The organism is Vibrio sp. 1557, assembly GCF_033340175.1.
In the GTDB taxonomy this organism is placed as follows: domain Bacteria; phylum Pseudomonadota; class Gammaproteobacteria; order Enterobacterales; family Vibrionaceae; genus Vibrio; species Vibrio alginolyticus.
This window is the reverse complement of sequence record NZ_JAWOVZ010000017.1, coordinates 1-15,366: the sequence shown is the minus strand read 5'-3', so window position 1 is coordinate 15,366 and position 15,366 is coordinate 1. Positions and strand designations below refer to the sequence as shown.

At 45.0% G+C, this 15,366-nt stretch carries 16 protein-coding genes; 1 reads left to right on the top strand and 15 read right to left on the bottom strand.

Features of this window, described 5'->3' with window-relative positions:
- The 7 genes from hscA to trmJ form a co-directional block, all read right to left on the bottom strand.
- Positions 1-1,854 (bottom strand): Fe-S protein assembly chaperone HscA, encoded by a 1,854-nt coding sequence (gene hscA, locus R7070_RS17685; protein ID WP_053302969.1) that lies wholly within the window; start codon positions 1,852-1,854, stop codon positions 1-3.
- Between the two features lie 21 nt (positions 1,855-1,875).
- Entirely contained in the window at positions 1,876-2,391 is a 516-nt protein-coding gene (gene hscB / locus R7070_RS17680) for a co-chaperone HscB (RefSeq protein WP_017820566.1), read from the bottom strand.
- Between the two features lie 55 nt (positions 2,392-2,446).
- Positions 2,447-2,770: an iron-sulfur cluster assembly protein IscA gene (gene iscA, locus R7070_RS17675; protein WP_005381717.1), complete on the bottom strand. Its 324-nt coding sequence runs from the start codon at positions 2,768-2,770 to the stop codon at positions 2,447-2,449.
- A 70-nt stretch (positions 2,771-2,840) separates the two neighbouring features.
- Complete coding sequence (gene iscU, locus R7070_RS17670) at positions 2,841-3,224, bottom strand: Fe-S cluster assembly scaffold IscU (RefSeq protein ID WP_005381718.1); 384 nt, start codon at positions 3,222-3,224, stop codon at positions 2,841-2,843.
- Between the two features lie 38 nt (positions 3,225-3,262).
- Entirely contained in the window at positions 3,263-4,477 is a 1,215-nt protein-coding gene (locus R7070_RS17665; RefSeq protein ID WP_005381719.1) for an IscS subfamily cysteine desulfurase, read from the bottom strand.
- Positions 4,478-4,505: 28 nt separating this feature from the next.
- A complete protein-coding gene (gene iscR / locus R7070_RS17660; RefSeq protein ID WP_005381720.1) occupies positions 4,506-5,012 on the bottom strand; it encodes a Fe-S cluster assembly transcriptional regulator IscR in 507 nt (168 codons plus the stop codon).
- Between the two features lie 125 nt (positions 5,013-5,137).
- Positions 5,138-5,857: a tRNA (cytosine(32)/uridine(32)-2'-O)-methyltransferase TrmJ gene (trmJ, locus tag R7070_RS17655; protein WP_017633919.1), complete on the bottom strand. Its 720-nt coding sequence runs from the start codon at positions 5,855-5,857 to the stop codon at positions 5,138-5,140.
- Between the two features lie 231 nt (positions 5,858-6,088).
- Here trmJ and suhB point away from each other — a divergent pair, with 231 nt between their 5' ends.
- Positions 6,089-6,892: an inositol-1-monophosphatase gene (suhB, locus tag R7070_RS17650; protein ID WP_005381722.1), complete on the top strand. Its 804-nt coding sequence runs from the start codon at positions 6,089-6,091 to the stop codon at positions 6,890-6,892.
- A 70-nt stretch (positions 6,893-6,962) separates the two neighbouring features.
- Here suhB and R7070_RS17645 read toward each other — a convergent pair whose 3' ends face one another.
- From R7070_RS17645 to R7070_RS17610, 8 genes are all read right to left on the bottom strand, one after another.
- Complete coding sequence (locus R7070_RS17645; protein WP_017633920.1) at positions 6,963-7,274, bottom strand: hypothetical protein; 312 nt, start codon at positions 7,272-7,274, stop codon at positions 6,963-6,965.
- 141 nt (positions 7,275-7,415) lie between these two features.
- The gene (locus R7070_RS17640; protein ID WP_017633921.1) at positions 7,416-7,832 is read right to left on the bottom strand and encodes a hypothetical protein; all 417 of its coding nucleotides are present in this window, start codon (positions 7,830-7,832) and stop codon (positions 7,416-7,418) included.
- A 165-nt stretch (positions 7,833-7,997) separates the two neighbouring features.
- Positions 7,998-8,945: a protein translocase subunit SecF gene (secF, locus tag R7070_RS17635; protein WP_005383689.1), complete on the bottom strand. Its 948-nt coding sequence runs from the start codon at positions 8,943-8,945 to the stop codon at positions 7,998-8,000.
- Between the two features lie 14 nt (positions 8,946-8,959).
- Complete coding sequence (gene secD, locus R7070_RS17630; protein WP_005381724.1) at positions 8,960-10,816, bottom strand: protein translocase subunit SecD; 1,857 nt, start codon at positions 10,814-10,816, stop codon at positions 8,960-8,962.
- A gap of 21 nt (positions 10,817-10,837) precedes the next feature.
- On the bottom strand, positions 10,838-11,167 hold the full coding sequence (gene yajC / locus R7070_RS17625) for a preprotein translocase subunit YajC (protein WP_005381725.1): 330 nt from the start codon (positions 11,165-11,167) through the stop codon (positions 10,838-10,840).
- Between the two features lie 177 nt (positions 11,168-11,344).
- Positions 11,345-12,481, bottom strand: coding sequence for a tRNA guanosine(34) transglycosylase Tgt (gene tgt / locus R7070_RS17620; protein WP_054575095.1), 1,137 nt, complete (start codon positions 12,479-12,481; stop codon positions 11,345-11,347).
- Positions 12,482-12,628: 147 nt separating this feature from the next.
- Entirely contained in the window at positions 12,629-13,681 is a 1,053-nt protein-coding gene (gene queA, locus R7070_RS17615) for a tRNA preQ1(34) S-adenosylmethionine ribosyltransferase-isomerase QueA (protein ID WP_005381728.1), read from the bottom strand.
- A gap of 268 nt (positions 13,682-13,949) precedes the next feature.
- Positions 13,950-15,116, bottom strand: coding sequence for a trypsin-like serine protease (locus R7070_RS17610; protein WP_213915296.1), 1,167 nt, complete (start codon positions 15,114-15,116; stop codon positions 13,950-13,952).
- Positions 15,117-15,366: the final 250 nt, after the last annotated feature.

Below are 15,366 nucleotides of genomic sequence, written 5' to 3'. Positions count from 1 at the left end.
TTATATATCGTCTACTGATTGACCTGACAACGCAGCTCGAATCGATTTATCCATACGGCGTGATGCGAAATCTTGGCTCGCTTTATCGGTATCTTTAATGCCCTGCTCTATCGCATCTGCATCATCACCATTACGCAGCTCAATCAAGGCTTCGATGGCTTTAATCAAGTTTTGTTTCTCTTGTTCTGATAGTAAGTCATCACCATCAGCTTGCATCGCTGCAATCAAACCTTCTATCACTCGGTCGGCTTCAACACGCTGCTCAGCTAAGGCACGAGCTTGCATGTCTTCTTTTGCGTGCGTCATTGAATCACGCAACATATCCGCCACTTCATTGTCACTTAAGCCGTAAGAAGGTTTTACTTGAATCTCTGATTGAACACCAGTGCTCTTCTCCATTGCCGTAACAGAAAGAAGACCATCTGCGTCAACTTGGTAAGTCACGCGAATATGTGCCGCACCCGCTGCCATCGGAGGAATACCTTTTAACGAGAAGCGAGCAAGTGAACGACAGTCATCAACCATTTCACGTTCACCTTGTACCACATGAACACTCATCGCCGTTTGGCCATCTTTGAATGTGGTAAATTCTTGCGCACGCGCAACGGGAATCGTAGTGTTGCGGGGGATGATCTTCTCGACCAAACCACCCATGGTTTCAATACCGAGCGACAGTGGAATCACATCAAGAAGCAACATTTCAGAGTCAGGTTTGTTACCCGCTAGGATATCAGCTTGAATACCCGCACCGATTGCGACGACTTCATCTGGGTTAATGCTTGTCAGTGGTGTACGGCCAAAGAATTCGCCAACCATTTCTCGTACAAGCAATGTGCGTGTTGAGCCACCGACCATGACTACTTCAAGTACATCTTCCGCATCTACATCCGCATCTTTCAGCGCACGGCGGCAAGACATCAGGGTTTTCTTCACTAGCGGACGAATCAGATCTTCGAACTGCTCGCGAGTCACGGTGCCTTTCCAACCAAAAACGTCAACGTCAACACTGTCTTGCTCAGAGAAAGCAATCTTAGCTTCAGTAGCAATGTTCAACAGTGTACGGTTCTTTTCTGCAGAAAGCGGAGCTTCTAGACCCGCTTGCTCCATTAAATAATCGGCAAATAGATGGTCGAAGTCGTCACCGCCTAATGCAGAATCGCCACCTGTTGCTAATACTTCAAATACGCCTTTCGATAAACGTAGGATAGAGATATCAAAAGTACCGCCACCTAGATCGTAAACCGCAATCACACCTTCTTGACCAGAGTCTAGGCCATAAGCAATTGCCGCAGCGGTTGGTTCATTAAGTAGACGGAGAACATGAAGACCAGCTAATTTCGCCGCATCTTTTGTACCTGCACGTTGCGCGTCATCAAAGTAAGCAGGAACGGTAATAACGACACCTGCTAACTCACCACCTAACGTATCTTCAGCTCGCTTACCCAATACTTTTAGGATGTCCGCAGATACTTCAATCGGGTTTTTGTCACCTTGAGGTGTTTGCAGAATTGGCAGGCCGTTTTCACTCTCTTTAAAACGATAAGGAAGTGAAGAGTAACGGGACTGAATGTCCTTTAATGAACGACCGATCAAACGTTTTACAGAGATAATCGTGTTCTCTGGTTCAAACTCTGCTTTGGCTTTGGCTTCGTGGCCGACCGTTAACGTTTCCTCAGCGTAATTAACGACTGAAGGTAAAATAGTACGGCCCTGCTCGTCCGCAAGTGGAGTTGCATCGCCGCTACGTACAGAAGCAACCAAAGAGTTGGTAGTACCTAAGTCGATACCCGCTGCTAACTTATGCTCATGAGGTGCCGAGCTTTGGCCCGGTTCTGCGATTTGAAGTAGTGCCATGATAGGTCCTTGTCACGCTTACTAGCCGAGGAGTTTGTCTTCGACTAGCTCAATTTCGTTCTTTAGTTTGGCAATGAATTTTAGCTTACGAACTCGGTCTGCGGCTTCAGCCCATAGACCATCATCAAGCTCTTGCTCGACGCTTGCCAGATGCTGTTTGTACATTTTGCTGACCTTAGAATCGAAGTCAAAAAGCGCCGATTCGGGATCGGAGCTGTCAGCAATCTCTTCCAGTTCTTCGCGCAGTTCCATTTGCTCCATTAAGAACATCGGATCTTGCATTGTTTGCTGTTCACCTCGGATCTCAACACCTTGCTCTGCGAGGATATACTCGGCGCGAGAAATAGGATTTTTCAGAACTTGATAGGCATCGTTGATTTGCGCCGCCTTTTGCACCGCCATCAAACGGTCACGTTCTGAGCCCGTTGCAAAGTTATCCGGGTGGAAGCGTTTTTGTAGTTCTCGGAACTGAGAAGAAAGAAGGCTACCATCCAGCTTAAACTGACTTGGTAGCCCAAATAATTCAAAGTGATTCATTAAGTTCGGGTCCTAGTAAAGCCTTCCGGACTCGTTTGCCCAGAAGGACAATCAATTAGACGTTGAAGCTTTCACCACAACCACATTCACTTTTCGCGTTAGGGTTGTTGAATTCAAAACCTTCATTCAACCCTTCTTTCACGTAATCCAATTCAGTACCATCTAGGTACACTAAGCTCTTTTGATCGATGATAATTTTCACTCCAGAGAGTTCAAATACTTCGTCTTCTTCATTGAGCTCATCAACAAACTCAAGTACGTATGCCATGCCGGAACAACCAGTCGTCTTCACTCCAAGACGTAAACCGATACCCTTGCCTCGGTTATCTAGGAATGCTCTTACGCGACTTGCCGCTGATTCTGTCATTGTGATGGCCATACTGCACCTTAGTCTGTCTAAATTTCGATTGGAATGGGAGCGTCAAAGCTCCCATTATATTACGGAATAATTATTCTTGGTGTTTTTTCTTGTAGTCAGCAACCGCTGCTTTGATTGCATCTTCAGCAAGAATAGAACAGTGAACTTTCACTGGTGGAAGCTCTAGCTCTTCAGCAATCTCAGAGTTTTTAATTGCTGCCGCTTCATCAACTGACTTACCTTTTACCCACTCAGTTACTAGTGAGCTTGATGCGATTGCACTACCACAACCGTATGTTTTGAACTTCGCATCTTCGATGATACCTTCAGGTGTCACTTTGATTTGAAGCTTCATTACGTCACCACACGCAGGAGCGCCAACCATGCCGCTACCTACTGATGGATCTTCTTTATCGAATGAACCAACGTTACGTGGGTTCTCGTAGTGATCAATTACTTTTTCGCTGTATGCCATGATAAATTACCTCGAATCCTCTATTTCAATCCCTGAGATTAATGGTGAGCCCATTCAACAGTGCTCAAATCAATCCCTTCTTTGTACATATCCCATAGAGGAGACATGTCGCGTAGCTTAGTCACTGCAACGCGGATTTGTTCAATTGCGTAATCAATTTCTTCTTCAGTCGTGAAACGACCAAACGAGAAACGAACCGAGCTGTGAGCCAATTCGTCATCCATGCCTAGGGCACGAAGAACGTAAGAAGGCTCAAGGCTTGCAGACGTACAAGCACTACCAGAAGATACCGCTAGATCTTTAAGCGACATTAGTAGTGATTCACCTTCTACGAATGCGAAGCTGATGTTTAGGTTGTGTGGTACACGCTGCTCAAAGTCACCGTTTACCGTCACTGCTTCTAAGTCTTTCACGCCATCAAAAAGACGGTTACGAAGCGCTAAAGCATGATCGTAATCTTTTTGCATGTCTTCTTTTGCAATGCGGAATGCTTCACCCATACCTACGATTTGGTGAGTAGGAAGTGTACCAGAGCGGAAACCACGCTCATGACCGCCACCGTGCATTTGCGCTTCAAGACGAATACGAGGCTTACGACGTACGTAAAGTGCACCGATACCTTTAGGACCGTAAACTTTGTGAGCAGAAAGTGAAATTAGATCAACTTTCATCTCTTGAACGTCGATTGGTAATTTACCAGCAGATTGCGCAGCATCCACGTGGAAAACAATTTTACGCTCACGGCACAGTTCGCCGATCGCTGTAATGTCTTGAACCACACCAATCTCGTTGTTTACATGCATAATAGACACAAGCACGGTGTCATCACGCATGGCTGCTCTAAGCTTCTCTAGATCGATCAAGCCATTTGATTCTGGCTCAAGGTAAGTCACTTCAAAGCCTTCACGCTCAAGTTGACGACATGGGTCAAGAACGGCTTTGTGCTCTGTTTTACAAGTGATTACGTGCTTGCCTTTCTTCGAGTAAAAGTGCGCTGCACCTTTAATCGCAAGGTTGTCTGATTCTGTCGCACCAGATGTAAATACGATTTCGCGAGGATCTGCATTTAGAAGGTCAGCAATTTGCTCACGAGCAGTATCGACCGCTTCTTCTGCCTGCCAGCCGTAACGGTGCGAACGTGACGCTGGGTTGCCAAATGTGCCATCCATTGTCATGTACTGAACCATTTTTTCAGCAACACGTGGATCAACTGGACATGTAGCGGAATAATCAAGATAAATCGGCAGTTTCATTCTCTACTCCAATGTAAAAAGCTGACCGCTAAGAGCGGACGTTTACACCGATGGGCGCGGCGGTTGTATTTTTGTTTGATAGCCCATGGGTTACCGCCAGATCAATGTCCTGACGATCAGAAATTTCGAGTACTTCATTGTCTGTCATCAACTCACCAAGAGTGATGTTATTCAAAAAGTCACTAATGCGAGAGCTTAGGTCACGCCACAGCGTGTGAGTAAGGCAACGTGTTCCACCTTGGCAATCTCCTTTACCTTGGCATTTGGTTGCATCTACTGACTCATCAACGGCAGCAATCACGGTACCAATAGCGATACTGTGAGCGTCGGCACCAAGTCGGTAACCACCACCAGGACCACGAACGCTGGCAACGAGACCTGCTTTACGCAATTTTGAAAATAGCTGCTCTAAGTAAGAGAGCGAGATCCCTTGACGCTCTGAAATATCAGCCAGAGGTACAGGGTTTTGTTGCGAATGCAGTGCCACATCCAGCATGGCTGTCACCGCATATCTTCCTTTAGATGTAAGTTTCATACCACACCGTATCCACATGGTTTGTAATGGTTAAGATTTTTCCATACCTGAGTAATTTGGTCAAGTATTTATTTGACCATTTTACTCAGGTATTCATCCTCACATCTAAAGTGGTTATTATTCACTCAGAACTTCTTTTCTATCGAAGTCAAAACGCCTCGTAGAATATTAAGTTCTTGGGTTTCTGGTCGAGCACGAGAGAACAAACGGCGCAACTTATTCATCACCTGTCCAGGTTGCTCTTTGTTAATAAACTGGGTCTCAACCATCACCTTTTCAAGATGCTCGAAGAACAATTCGAGTTCTCGATGACGCGGGTATTCTTCCGATTCATTTGGGGAAAACTGGCTTTGCTCTAAGTTCAAGTGTGCAACTCGCACTTCGTAACTGAGAGTTTGTACAGCCATCGCTAGGTTAAGCGAGCTGTACTCAGGATTAGCGGGAATACAAACATGGTAGTGGCACTTTTGTAGCTCTTCGTTTGTCAAACCAGTTCTTTCTCGGCCAAACACGAGCGCAACCGGATGCTTTCGGCCTTCAACTGCAAATTTCTCACCGCATTCACGTGGCTCGAGCATTGGCCATTCTAATGTACGAGAGCGGGCGCTAGAACCCACAACAAGGCCACAATCTTCAACCGCTTCTTCTAATGTGCCGACAATCTTTGCATTTTGAGCAATATCACCAGCACCCGCAGCTAAAGCAAGAGTTTGTTCATCCACTTCACATTGTGGATCGACTAATACTAGTTGGTTTAAACCCATCACTTTCATTGCTCGAGCTGCTGAGCCAATATTGCCTGAATGAGAGGTACCTACGAGTACAATTTTTACTTGATCCAACATCTGTGTTTGCTACCTAAATTAAAACCGCAGAATGTTATCATAGTTTTTTAAGACACCCTAGAGGCAAGCAGACCTCTCTTCTCATTCTTGGTTATTGTTCTCGTCCGCAGTATGATCTGTACACTCAGTCGGCCGCAATTAGAGTAAAAAATAACCACTTCCCTTTTTGATTATCTCTGGTATACTCGCCGCCGCTTTCATTTGTTCTTTAACATCCGTTGGGAAATTCGTATGCATCCAATGCTAAACATTGCTATTCGCGCTGCGCGAAAGGCAGGCAATCATATTGCTAAATCATTAGAAAACACTGATAAAGTAGAATCTACTCTTAAAGGCACTAATGACTTTGTCACTAACGTAGACAAAGAAGCAGAATACATCATCATCGATACTATCAAGCAGTCTTACCCTGAGCACTGTATCGTTGCTGAAGAACAAGGTCTTATCGAAGGTAAAGATAAAGACGTACAATGGATCATCGACCCTCTGGATGGCACCACTAACTTTGTAAAAGGTTACCCAACTTTCGCGGTTTCTATCGCTGTTCGTATTAAGGGCAAAACTGAAGTTGCTTGTGTTTACGATCCAATGCAAAACGAGCTATTCACTGCACAACGCGGTGCCGGCGCTCAACTAAACAGTGCACGTATTCGTGTTGCTCAACTAAAAGACCTTCAAGGTACTGTTCTAGCAACAGGCTTCCCATTCAAGCAGAAACAACACGCTGAGTCTTACATCAAGATCGTTGGTGCGCTATTCACTGAATGTGCTGATTTCCGTCGTAGCGGCTCTGCTGCTCTTGACCTTTGTTACGTGGCTGCTGGCCGTGTTGATGGTTACTTCGAGCTAGGCCTAAAACCTTGGGATATGGCAGCAGGTGAGCTTATTGCTCGTGAAGCTGGCGCAATCCTAACAGACTTTGCTGGCGGCACTGACTACATGAAGTCTGGTAACATCGTTGCTTCAAGCGCTCGTGGCGTAAAATCTATCCTTAAGCACATCCGCGAAAACGGTAACAGCGCGATCCTTAAGTAAGATTTGAAAGTCATATATAGCCCGTCACGCTGATGACTTTAGAAAGCCCCGCTCATTGAGCGGGGCTTTTTTATTTCGAACAATCAGCCTGTTTGTAGAAACGGTCGTAGTCAGATAAGTGGTCTATTTTTACGTGCTTAACCTTCCATATTTGTTCCTTCATTAAAAACTGCAGCGAAACCGTGACTGGCTGGTATACATCACCAAAGCCGTTTACAGAAAGACATCCAACTCCTCCATCCTCACTGTACTCTTCAAAGTAAGACAGCTCTGTAACCAAACTTGATGGGATAGATGATAAAAATGGAAATTGATGACCAAATTTTATTGGGTGAGACTTAATACTGTTCAGCTCTTCAATCGATAGATTTGGTCCTGCCATAGCTTCTACCACCTCTATATACTGCATCTTGTATAAATTATTACGTATATCAAGGTAAGTATCGTGGAGTGGACTTGCGATGCAGGGCGTTGAAACACTTAGTAAAACCGGAATAGGTAGAATTCTATTTAGCATAACCAACTAAACCCCAGCTTCACGGAGCGCTTGATCAATTTTACTCGGCTTAAATCTGTACTTACAAAGCCCCCACTCGCACTGCTCTAAAAGCTCACGGACATTTACCTGCCCAGTAACTCCAAAGGAAACAACACCAAAAAGAGAAACACTCCCACTGTATGTCAAAACACCATCACGAGTAGTTTTAAAAGTAACAGAAACGGCTTTTAATTTTATGCCCAGCTCTTCAACCATTTCTTTTGAAACTTCAAACTTAGTAAATCCAAGCTCACCAGATAAAGTTACTTTACCTGACTCATCAACTGCTAACTTGAACCTTTTCCCTCCAGTAACTAGCTTGGTGGTAACACCTTTATTGTGCTTGTAAGAAATCTCTACAAACTTCAGTAACTGTACTTTTATTTCAGCTTGCCTTGACATTATTTCCTCCCGAAATTGTTGAACATACTTCCGATATTCAACTCAATCAAAAAACTACAATTCAAGCTGGAAGTACCTCAAAAAAAAAATGAAACTTTCAAATCTATCAGGCATAAAAAAACCGCTGATTGTTCAGCGGTTTTTGTTTTCGGTTCTCAATCTGCCTTATGGCATTTCGTCGAACTCTGCACCCTCTTTTTCTACTTGAGGTGGCATCAAGTGCTCTTTCTGGATACCCAGTTTTAGAGCCAGTGCTGATGCTACGTAGATAGAAGAGTAAGTACCTACAGTGATACCGAGTAAAAGTGCGGTTGCAAAGCCGTGAATCATAGCACCACCCTGCATGAACAGTGCAATTACCACGAACAACGTCGTACCAGATGTAATCAATGTACGGCTCAACGTTTGAGTGATTGAGGCGTCCATAATGTCTGAAGGTTCACCCTTACGCATCTTACGGAAGTTTTCACGAATCCGGTCAAATACAACGATGGTATCGTTGAGTGAGTAGCCCACAACCGTCAGTAGCGCAGCTACGATAGTCAGGTCAACTTCAATTTGTAGAAACGAGAAGACACCTAGCGTGATAATAATATCGTGAGCCAATGCCATTACCGCACCAGCCGCTAGACGCCATTCAAATCGCATCGATACATAAAGCAGGATACAGATCAGCGATACCAAGATCGCTAGACCACCAGCTTCTGTTAGCTCATCACCAACGTTGGGACCTACGAACTCAATACGACGCATTTCTACGCTTTCGCCAGTACCATCTTTGATAGCACCAATGATTTGGTTACCTAGCGTTTCACCAGAAACGTCATCACGTGGACGAAGACGGACCATGACTTCACGAGCACTACCGAAGTTTTGCACTGTCGCATCGCCAAAGCCTTTTGAATCTAGTGCTGCACGAATCTCTTCAAGGTTTGCTGGCTGTTCAAAACCGACCTCGATAAGCGTACCGCCAGTGAAATCTAGACCCCAATTAAGCCACTTGGTTGACAAAGTGAAGATAGAAGCAGCAATCATTATAATTGAAAAAACGAATGCTACTTTCGACCAACGCATAAAGCCGATCGTCTTCTCTGCTTTTAGAATTTGAAACATATTAATTCCCAGCCTTAGATCGACAATTTATCAACGCGTTTGCCACCGTAGATCAGGTTCACGATACAACGTGTACCAATAATGGCGGTGAACATTGAAGTTAAGATACCGATAGATAGAGTAACTGCGAAACCTTTCACCGCACCTGTACCGACCGCAAATAGAATGATTGCAGTAATTAGTGTTGTGATGTTCGCATCAGCAATCGTGCTGAATGCATTCGCGTAACCTTGGTGAATCGCTTGTTGTGGACTGCGTCCATCACGAATTTCTTCACGGATACGCTCGAAGATCAGTACGTTCGCATCAACCGCCATACCGACTGTTAACACGATACCGGCTATCCCCGGAAGCGTCATGGTAGCGCCTGGAATCATCGACATAACACCAATGATAAGCACCAAGTTTGCCATTAGAGCGATGTTTGCAATCAAACCAAAGCCGCGGTAGTAAAGCAGCGTAAATAGCATTACGGCAACCATACCCCAGATACATGCTTGGATACCCATATCGATGTTTTGCTGGCCCATTGATGGACCAATGGTACGTTCTTCAACGATAGAGATAGGTGCAATCAGTGCACCAGCACGTAGTAGAAGTGCTAGGTTGTGTGCTTCTGCAGCAGAGTCGATACCTGTAATACGGAAGTTACGACCAAGAGCCGATTGAATCGTTGCTTGGTTGATGACTTCTTCATGCTTATCCAGAATAACTTTGCCTTCAGGCGTACGACGGCCACTGTCTTTGTATTCTGCAAACACGGTAGCCATTAGCTTACCAATGTTCTTCTTAGAGAACGCAGACATCTTATTACCACCTTCGCTGTCTAGCGAGATGTTAACTTGTGGACGACCATATTCATCAACACTTGAGCTTGCATCTGTGATGCTTTGACCGCCAAGAATAACGCGCTTCTTAAGCACAACTGGGCGACCATCACGGTCCATCTTGATTTCACTACCTGCTGGCGCACGACCATTTGCCGCTGCCGATAGGTCAGCTTTATCATCAACTTCACGGAATTCAAGCGTTGCCGTAGCTCCGAGAATTTCTTTTGCACGAGCAGTGTCTTGAACACCAGGCAGTTCAACCACAATGCGACTAGCACCTTGACGTTGAACCAATGGTTCCGCAACACCTAGTTCGTTGACACGATTACGTAAAATCGTAATGTTTTGCTCAACAGCATAGTTACGGATCTCTTGTAAACGTTGCTCAGTAAAGGTGGCAGTAAGAGCGTAACGGCCATTTGAATCAGAATCGACAAAAATCATGTCCGGGTGATTCTTTTCTAGCGTTGCTTTCGCTTCTGCTAATTGCTCTTCGTTACGCAACAACACTTCTACCGCTTCTTTTCCAGAAGGGCGGATTGCACGGTAACGAATCTTGGCGTCACGAAGTTCGCTACGGAAAGCTTCTTCTTGTTGACCAACAAGCTTTTCCATCGCTGCATCCATATCCACTTCCATTAAGAAGTGAACACCACCGCGAAGGTCAAGACCTAGCTTCAATGGTGACGCGCCAATCGCTTCTAGCCAATCGGGTGTAGAAGGTGCAAGGTTAAGTGCAACAATTGTGTCTTTGCCTAGCGCTTCGCTGATGACATCACGAGCACTGATTTGTGTGTCAGTGTCGTTAAAACGAACAAGAATTGATCCATCTTCGAGAGCAATGGATTTATGAGAAAGTTGCTCTTTGTTAAGAGCAGTAGTGACAGCATCCAGCGTTGACATATCTACAGAGGCGCCGCGCGCCCCTGTAACTTGAATAGCCGGATCTTCACCGTAGATATTTGGAAGTGCGTATAACGCAGCGGTGATGATGGCAAAAAGCACCATCAAGTACTTCCATAATGGATAACGGTTTAGCACAGCGAGGATCCTTTAGCTGTTTTATAGAGACTTAAGCGTACCTTTTGGTAGCACTGCAGTGATGAAGTCTTTCTTGATTACTACTTCATTGTTCGCGTTAAGCTCAATTGAAATGTAGTCATTGTCTTCAGCAATCTTAGTGATTTTACCCACTAGGCCACCGCTAGTTAAAACTTCGTCGCCTTTGCCCATAGAAGCCATTAGGTTTTTGTGTTCTTTTACGCGTTTCGCTTGTGGGCGGTAAATCATGAAGTAAAAGATCACTGCGAACATGCCAAGCATGATTAGCATTTCAAAACCACCGCCTGCTGGCGCGCCTTCTGCTGCTGCGTGAGCCTGAGAAATAAACATTAAAACATCCTCATTATATTTTATTGATAATCAAACAAATTGGGCTTTCGCATTTTAGATTCAAGTCTGAGAGTAACTAATAGAGATCGCTCTCTCAAAAATAACGTGCGTTAGCCTACTTTATTAGCAAAAGCCTCTGGCGACATGCCAAAGGCTTTAATTCTTTTAGTTTTTCAATTACTGCTCTTTTGCTAGTGGTGGCACTTCACGGCCACGACGATCATAGAACTCAGTAACAAATTCATCGAAGCGATCTTCATCAATTGCTTTACGAATGCTTTCCATCAGACGCTGGTAGTAACGCAGGTTATGGATTGTATTCAAGCGAGCGCCTAAGATTTCATTACAACGCTCTAAATGGTGAAGGTACGACTTGCTGTAGTTTTGACAAGTGTAACAGTCACAATGCGGATCCAATGGTGTTGTATCCGTTTTATGTTTCGCATTACGGATCTTGATCACACCACCAGTCACAAATAAGTGACCATTACGTGCGTTACGCGTTGGCATTACACAGTCAAACATGTCGATACCACGACGAACACCTTCAACCAAGTCTTCTGGCTTACCTACGCCCATCAAGTAGCGAGGTTTGTCTTCAGGAAGTTGAGGACAAGTATGCTCAAGAATACGGTGCATGTCTTCTTTAGGCTCACCTACTGCCAAACCACCAACCGCGTAACCGTCAAAACCGATTTCCGTTAGACCTTTTACCGACACATCACGTAAATCTTCGTAAACACCACCTTGAACAATACCAAATAGGTTGTTCGGGTTTTCTAGCTTCTCGAAGTGGTCACGTGAACGCTGTGCCCAGCGTAATGACATTTCCATCGATTTCTTCGCTTCATCGTGTGTCGCTGGGTAAGGCGTACACTCGTCAAAAATCATAACGATGTCAGAGCCCAGGTCTTTTTGAATTTCCATCGACTTTTCTGCGTCCATGAAAATCTTGTCACCGTTTACTGGGTTACGAAAATGGACACCTTCTTCAGTGATCGTACGCATCTTACCAAGGCTGAATACTTGGAAGCCGCCTGAATCAGTAAGAATAGGACCGTGCCAGTTCATAAAATCGTGCAGGTCACCGTGCATTTTCATCACTTCTTGACCAGGACGTAGCCACAGGTGGAACGTATTACCTAGCAGAATTTCTGCACCAGTACCTTTTACTTCTTCTGGTGTCATACCTTTAACGGTACCGTAAGTACCTACTGGCATGAACGCAGGAGTTTGAACAGTGCCGCGTTCGAAAGTCAGTTGACCACGACGTGCATTGCCGTTTTTCTTCTTAAGATCGAATTTTAATTTCACGATGCCTCCGGGTGTCAGAGAAACAGTCTGACTGAGTGTTTAGGGCTCTACCCTACTTTAAGGAGCGGTCGCTTTTCCTTGCGAGAGACAAAGCAATGGATGCTTTATTTCCTAGCTTACTGCTAGCACTCGTAAATCTATTTTTAACTACGCCGTTTTCTTCTTGATGAACATTGAATCGCCATACGAGAAGAAACGGTATTTGTTTTCCACCGCATGTTTGTAAGCATTCATGGTGTTCTCGTATCCAGCAAATGCACTCACCAACATGATCAGTGTTGATTCAGGCAAGTGGAAGTTTGTGATCAAGCAATCCACCAACTGATATTCGTAACCAGGGAAAATAAAGATTTCTGTATCGCCAAAGAATGGGGCCAGCTCAGTCCCTTTTTGCAATGCATCTTGCGCTGCACTTTCAAGTGAACGCACAGATGTGGTACCAACAGCAATAATTCGTCCGCCACGCGCTTTCGTCGCTTTAATTGCTTCGACGACTTCTTGCGGTACTTCTACGTACTCGGCATGCATGTGGTGATCGTTGATATTTTCCACTTTTACTGGCTGGAATGTACCCGCCCCAACGTGCAAAGTAACGTAAGCAAACTCTGCACCTTTCGCTTTGATTTTCTCCAAGAGAACATCATCAAAGTGAAGGCCCGCTGTTGGTGCCGCAACCGCACCTGGCTTTTGATTATATACCGTTTGGTAACGCTCTTTATCTGCATCTTCGTCTGGACGGTCGATGTAAGGAGGAAGCGGCATATGGCCGATTTCTTCCAGAATTTCTAGTACCGTCTTATCAGAACTAAATTTCAGTTCAAATAAAGCATCATGGCGTGCAACCATTTCTGCTGAATATTCATCATTCTCGCCAACAATAATGGTTGTACCTGGTTTTGGTGATTTAGAGCAACGAACGTGCGCGAGGATGCTTTTCTCATCCAACATGCGCTCCACTAGCACTTCTAATTTACCGCCCGATTCCTTGCGGCCAAAAAGACGAGCAGGAATAACACGAGTATTATTAAACACCACTAAGTCACCGGGTTGAACTTGGCCCAATACATCAGTAAATGTGCCATCAATGAGCTCTCCGGTATTGCCGTCCATTTGCAGCAGTCGGCTAGCGGTACGCTCTGGTTGAGGGTAGCGAGCGATGAGTTCATCTGGAAGGTCGAAATGGAAATCTGATACTTGCATGTTACTTGTCTTATCTATTGGTCAAATCACGTCTAGGCGACGATAAAATTGCGACGAGTTTTTCGCAGCAGACTAGTATATGTTTACATGCTGCAATAGCAAGCAAATCACCAGAATATAGCAGTAAAAGCCATGGTGAAGAGTGTAATAAAACGTGAAAAGCCTCGATTACTTGGCACTATTTTTAATTTGAGCCCCAAAGAGAGAACATGAAAAAAGCAAAGCAACGTATACCGCTGCTTATTAGTTTGGCATTCCAATCGCCCTATCAAACCTCACGCTTTCGCCACAAGAATAACGGCACGAATAAACCCAATAACCAAAACCCTAGACTGCCACCTTCATCATCTGAGCCTTTGAAATCACAGTTATTGGTCGCAATGCCATCGTGACACTCTTTATTGTCACCACTTTCATTGTTAGCACTTTTGATAAAATTCGGCGCAATGATGTAACGACTTGGTGGCGCATCGGCAGTGATGTAAGACTGTACCCAGTCGTAATAGTGGCTCACCTTGGTATAGAAACTTGGGATCGTCAAAGAGCCACACGTTGGTAGAATAAGAGGGCCGCCACTAACAATACCAATTTGTTTGCCGGTCGCCACATCGACCAACGGGCCACCACTGTCACCTTTACATGCAGAGTTGCCATATTGGGTATGGCTATCCGGCTCCAATACATGGTTTTGTGTTGGTAGCGTACAAATTTTGGTTTGGTTGTCTCTTGAATCAATGATCCTCGGAAAACTGCTGCCAATTTCTAAACGCTCATAACATTTGTCGATGGGCAAAAATGTGCTAATGGTGGTTTTGAGCGTATTAGAAGGTTCAGAAGCATCCGGCTGAGTAGCCCCCCATCCAAACACTTGCACATTTTCGACACGTTGATTGGTCAGGTAATTATCGTTCCAGTCCGCCGCCAAACGTGCTTCGATACTCTCCATGTCAACTTTACTCGCTAGGTCAGCAAAGCTCGCGTTTGCCACTGGGCGCGTGAGATACAGCAACGCGATGTCTGAATCTAAACCGGTTTGGATAGGTTTCACGTTGCCATTACTGTCGGTCTCAGCTTTTGAAATCCGGGTGTAATCCGGATGAACCACAACGTGAGACACCGGATAGAAGTTATCAAGCCCTGCAGAATTAAGTTCATACACATTCGCATTCACCGACAGCTCACCCGGCGGGGTCACATAGTAGGTTGCTTCATTGGTTCCTTGTCCCATCACCACACAGTGCGCCGCAGTCAGTACCCATTGCTCTGTCAGCATCGTTCCACCACACAGCGGAAACTCTGCCATATTACTTGCTCGCAAAGTAACGCGGTCAACAGGATCGGTTTGTTCATCTCCTAACACAATCGCCTGTGTTGATGGCACACTGAATGCCGCCACTGCCAGCGCAATAAGTTTGTTACACGTTGTTCGTTTCATCTAGGTTGCTGTCTTCAATTTGGTAAGCCTGGACGTATCTTCTTCGAGAGAAGAATCTTGGAAAATCCAGCGAATAAAAATGTGCGATTCAATTCATTGGATTACCTTGGGAACACATTCAATATCAACTAAAAATGCCAACTGACTCGCACACAAACCGACTTATTCAAATTAGTAAATTACCACCTTCTAAAGAAGGTGGCTTTGTGTGAGCCCCCTAAAAGGGGGCCTTTGTTTAGTCCAGCGCCAA

Coding starts and splice junctions, on each gene's coding strand:
- hscA (WP_053302969.1), bottom strand. CDS start 1,854: ATGGCACTACTTCAAATCGCAGAACCGGGCCAAAGCTCGGCACCTCAT.
- hscB (WP_017820566.1), bottom strand. CDS start 2,391: ATGAATCACTTTGAATTATTTGGGCTACCAAGTCAGTTTAAGCTGGAT.
- iscA (WP_005381717.1), bottom strand. CDS start 2,770: ATGGCCATCACAATGACAGAATCAGCGGCAAGTCGCGTAAGAGCATTC.
- iscU (WP_005381718.1), bottom strand. CDS start 3,224: ATGGCATACAGCGAAAAAGTAATTGATCACTACGAGAACCCACGTAAC.
- R7070_RS17665 (WP_005381719.1), bottom strand. CDS start 4,477: ATGAAACTGCCGATTTATCTTGATTATTCCGCTACATGTCCAGTTGAT.
- iscR (WP_005381720.1), bottom strand. CDS start 5,012: ATGAAACTTACATCTAAAGGAAGATATGCGGTGACAGCCATGCTGGAT.
- trmJ (WP_017633919.1), bottom strand. CDS start 5,857: ATGTTGGATCAAGTAAAAATTGTACTCGTAGGTACCTCTCATTCAGGC.
- suhB (WP_005381722.1), top strand. CDS start 6,089: ATGCATCCAATGCTAAACATTGCTATTCGCGCTGCGCGAAAGGCAGGC.
- R7070_RS17645 (WP_017633920.1), bottom strand. CDS start 7,274: ATGGCAGGACCAAATCTATCGATTGAAGAGCTGAACAGTATTAAGTCT.
- R7070_RS17640 (WP_017633921.1), bottom strand. CDS start 7,832: ATGTCAAGGCAAGCTGAAATAAAAGTACAGTTACTGAAGTTTGTAGAG.
- secF (WP_005383689.1), bottom strand. CDS start 8,945: ATGTTTCAAATTCTAAAAGCAGAGAAGACGATCGGCTTTATGCGTTGG.
- yajC (WP_005381725.1), bottom strand. CDS start 11,167: ATGTTTATTTCTCAGGCTCACGCAGCAGCAGAAGGCGCGCCAGCAGGC.
- queA (WP_005381728.1), bottom strand. CDS start 13,681: ATGCAAGTATCAGATTTCCATTTCGACCTTCCAGATGAACTCATCGCT.
- R7070_RS17610 (WP_213915296.1), bottom strand. CDS start 15,116: ATGAAACGAACAACGTGTAACAAACTTATTGCGCTGGCAGTGGCGGCA.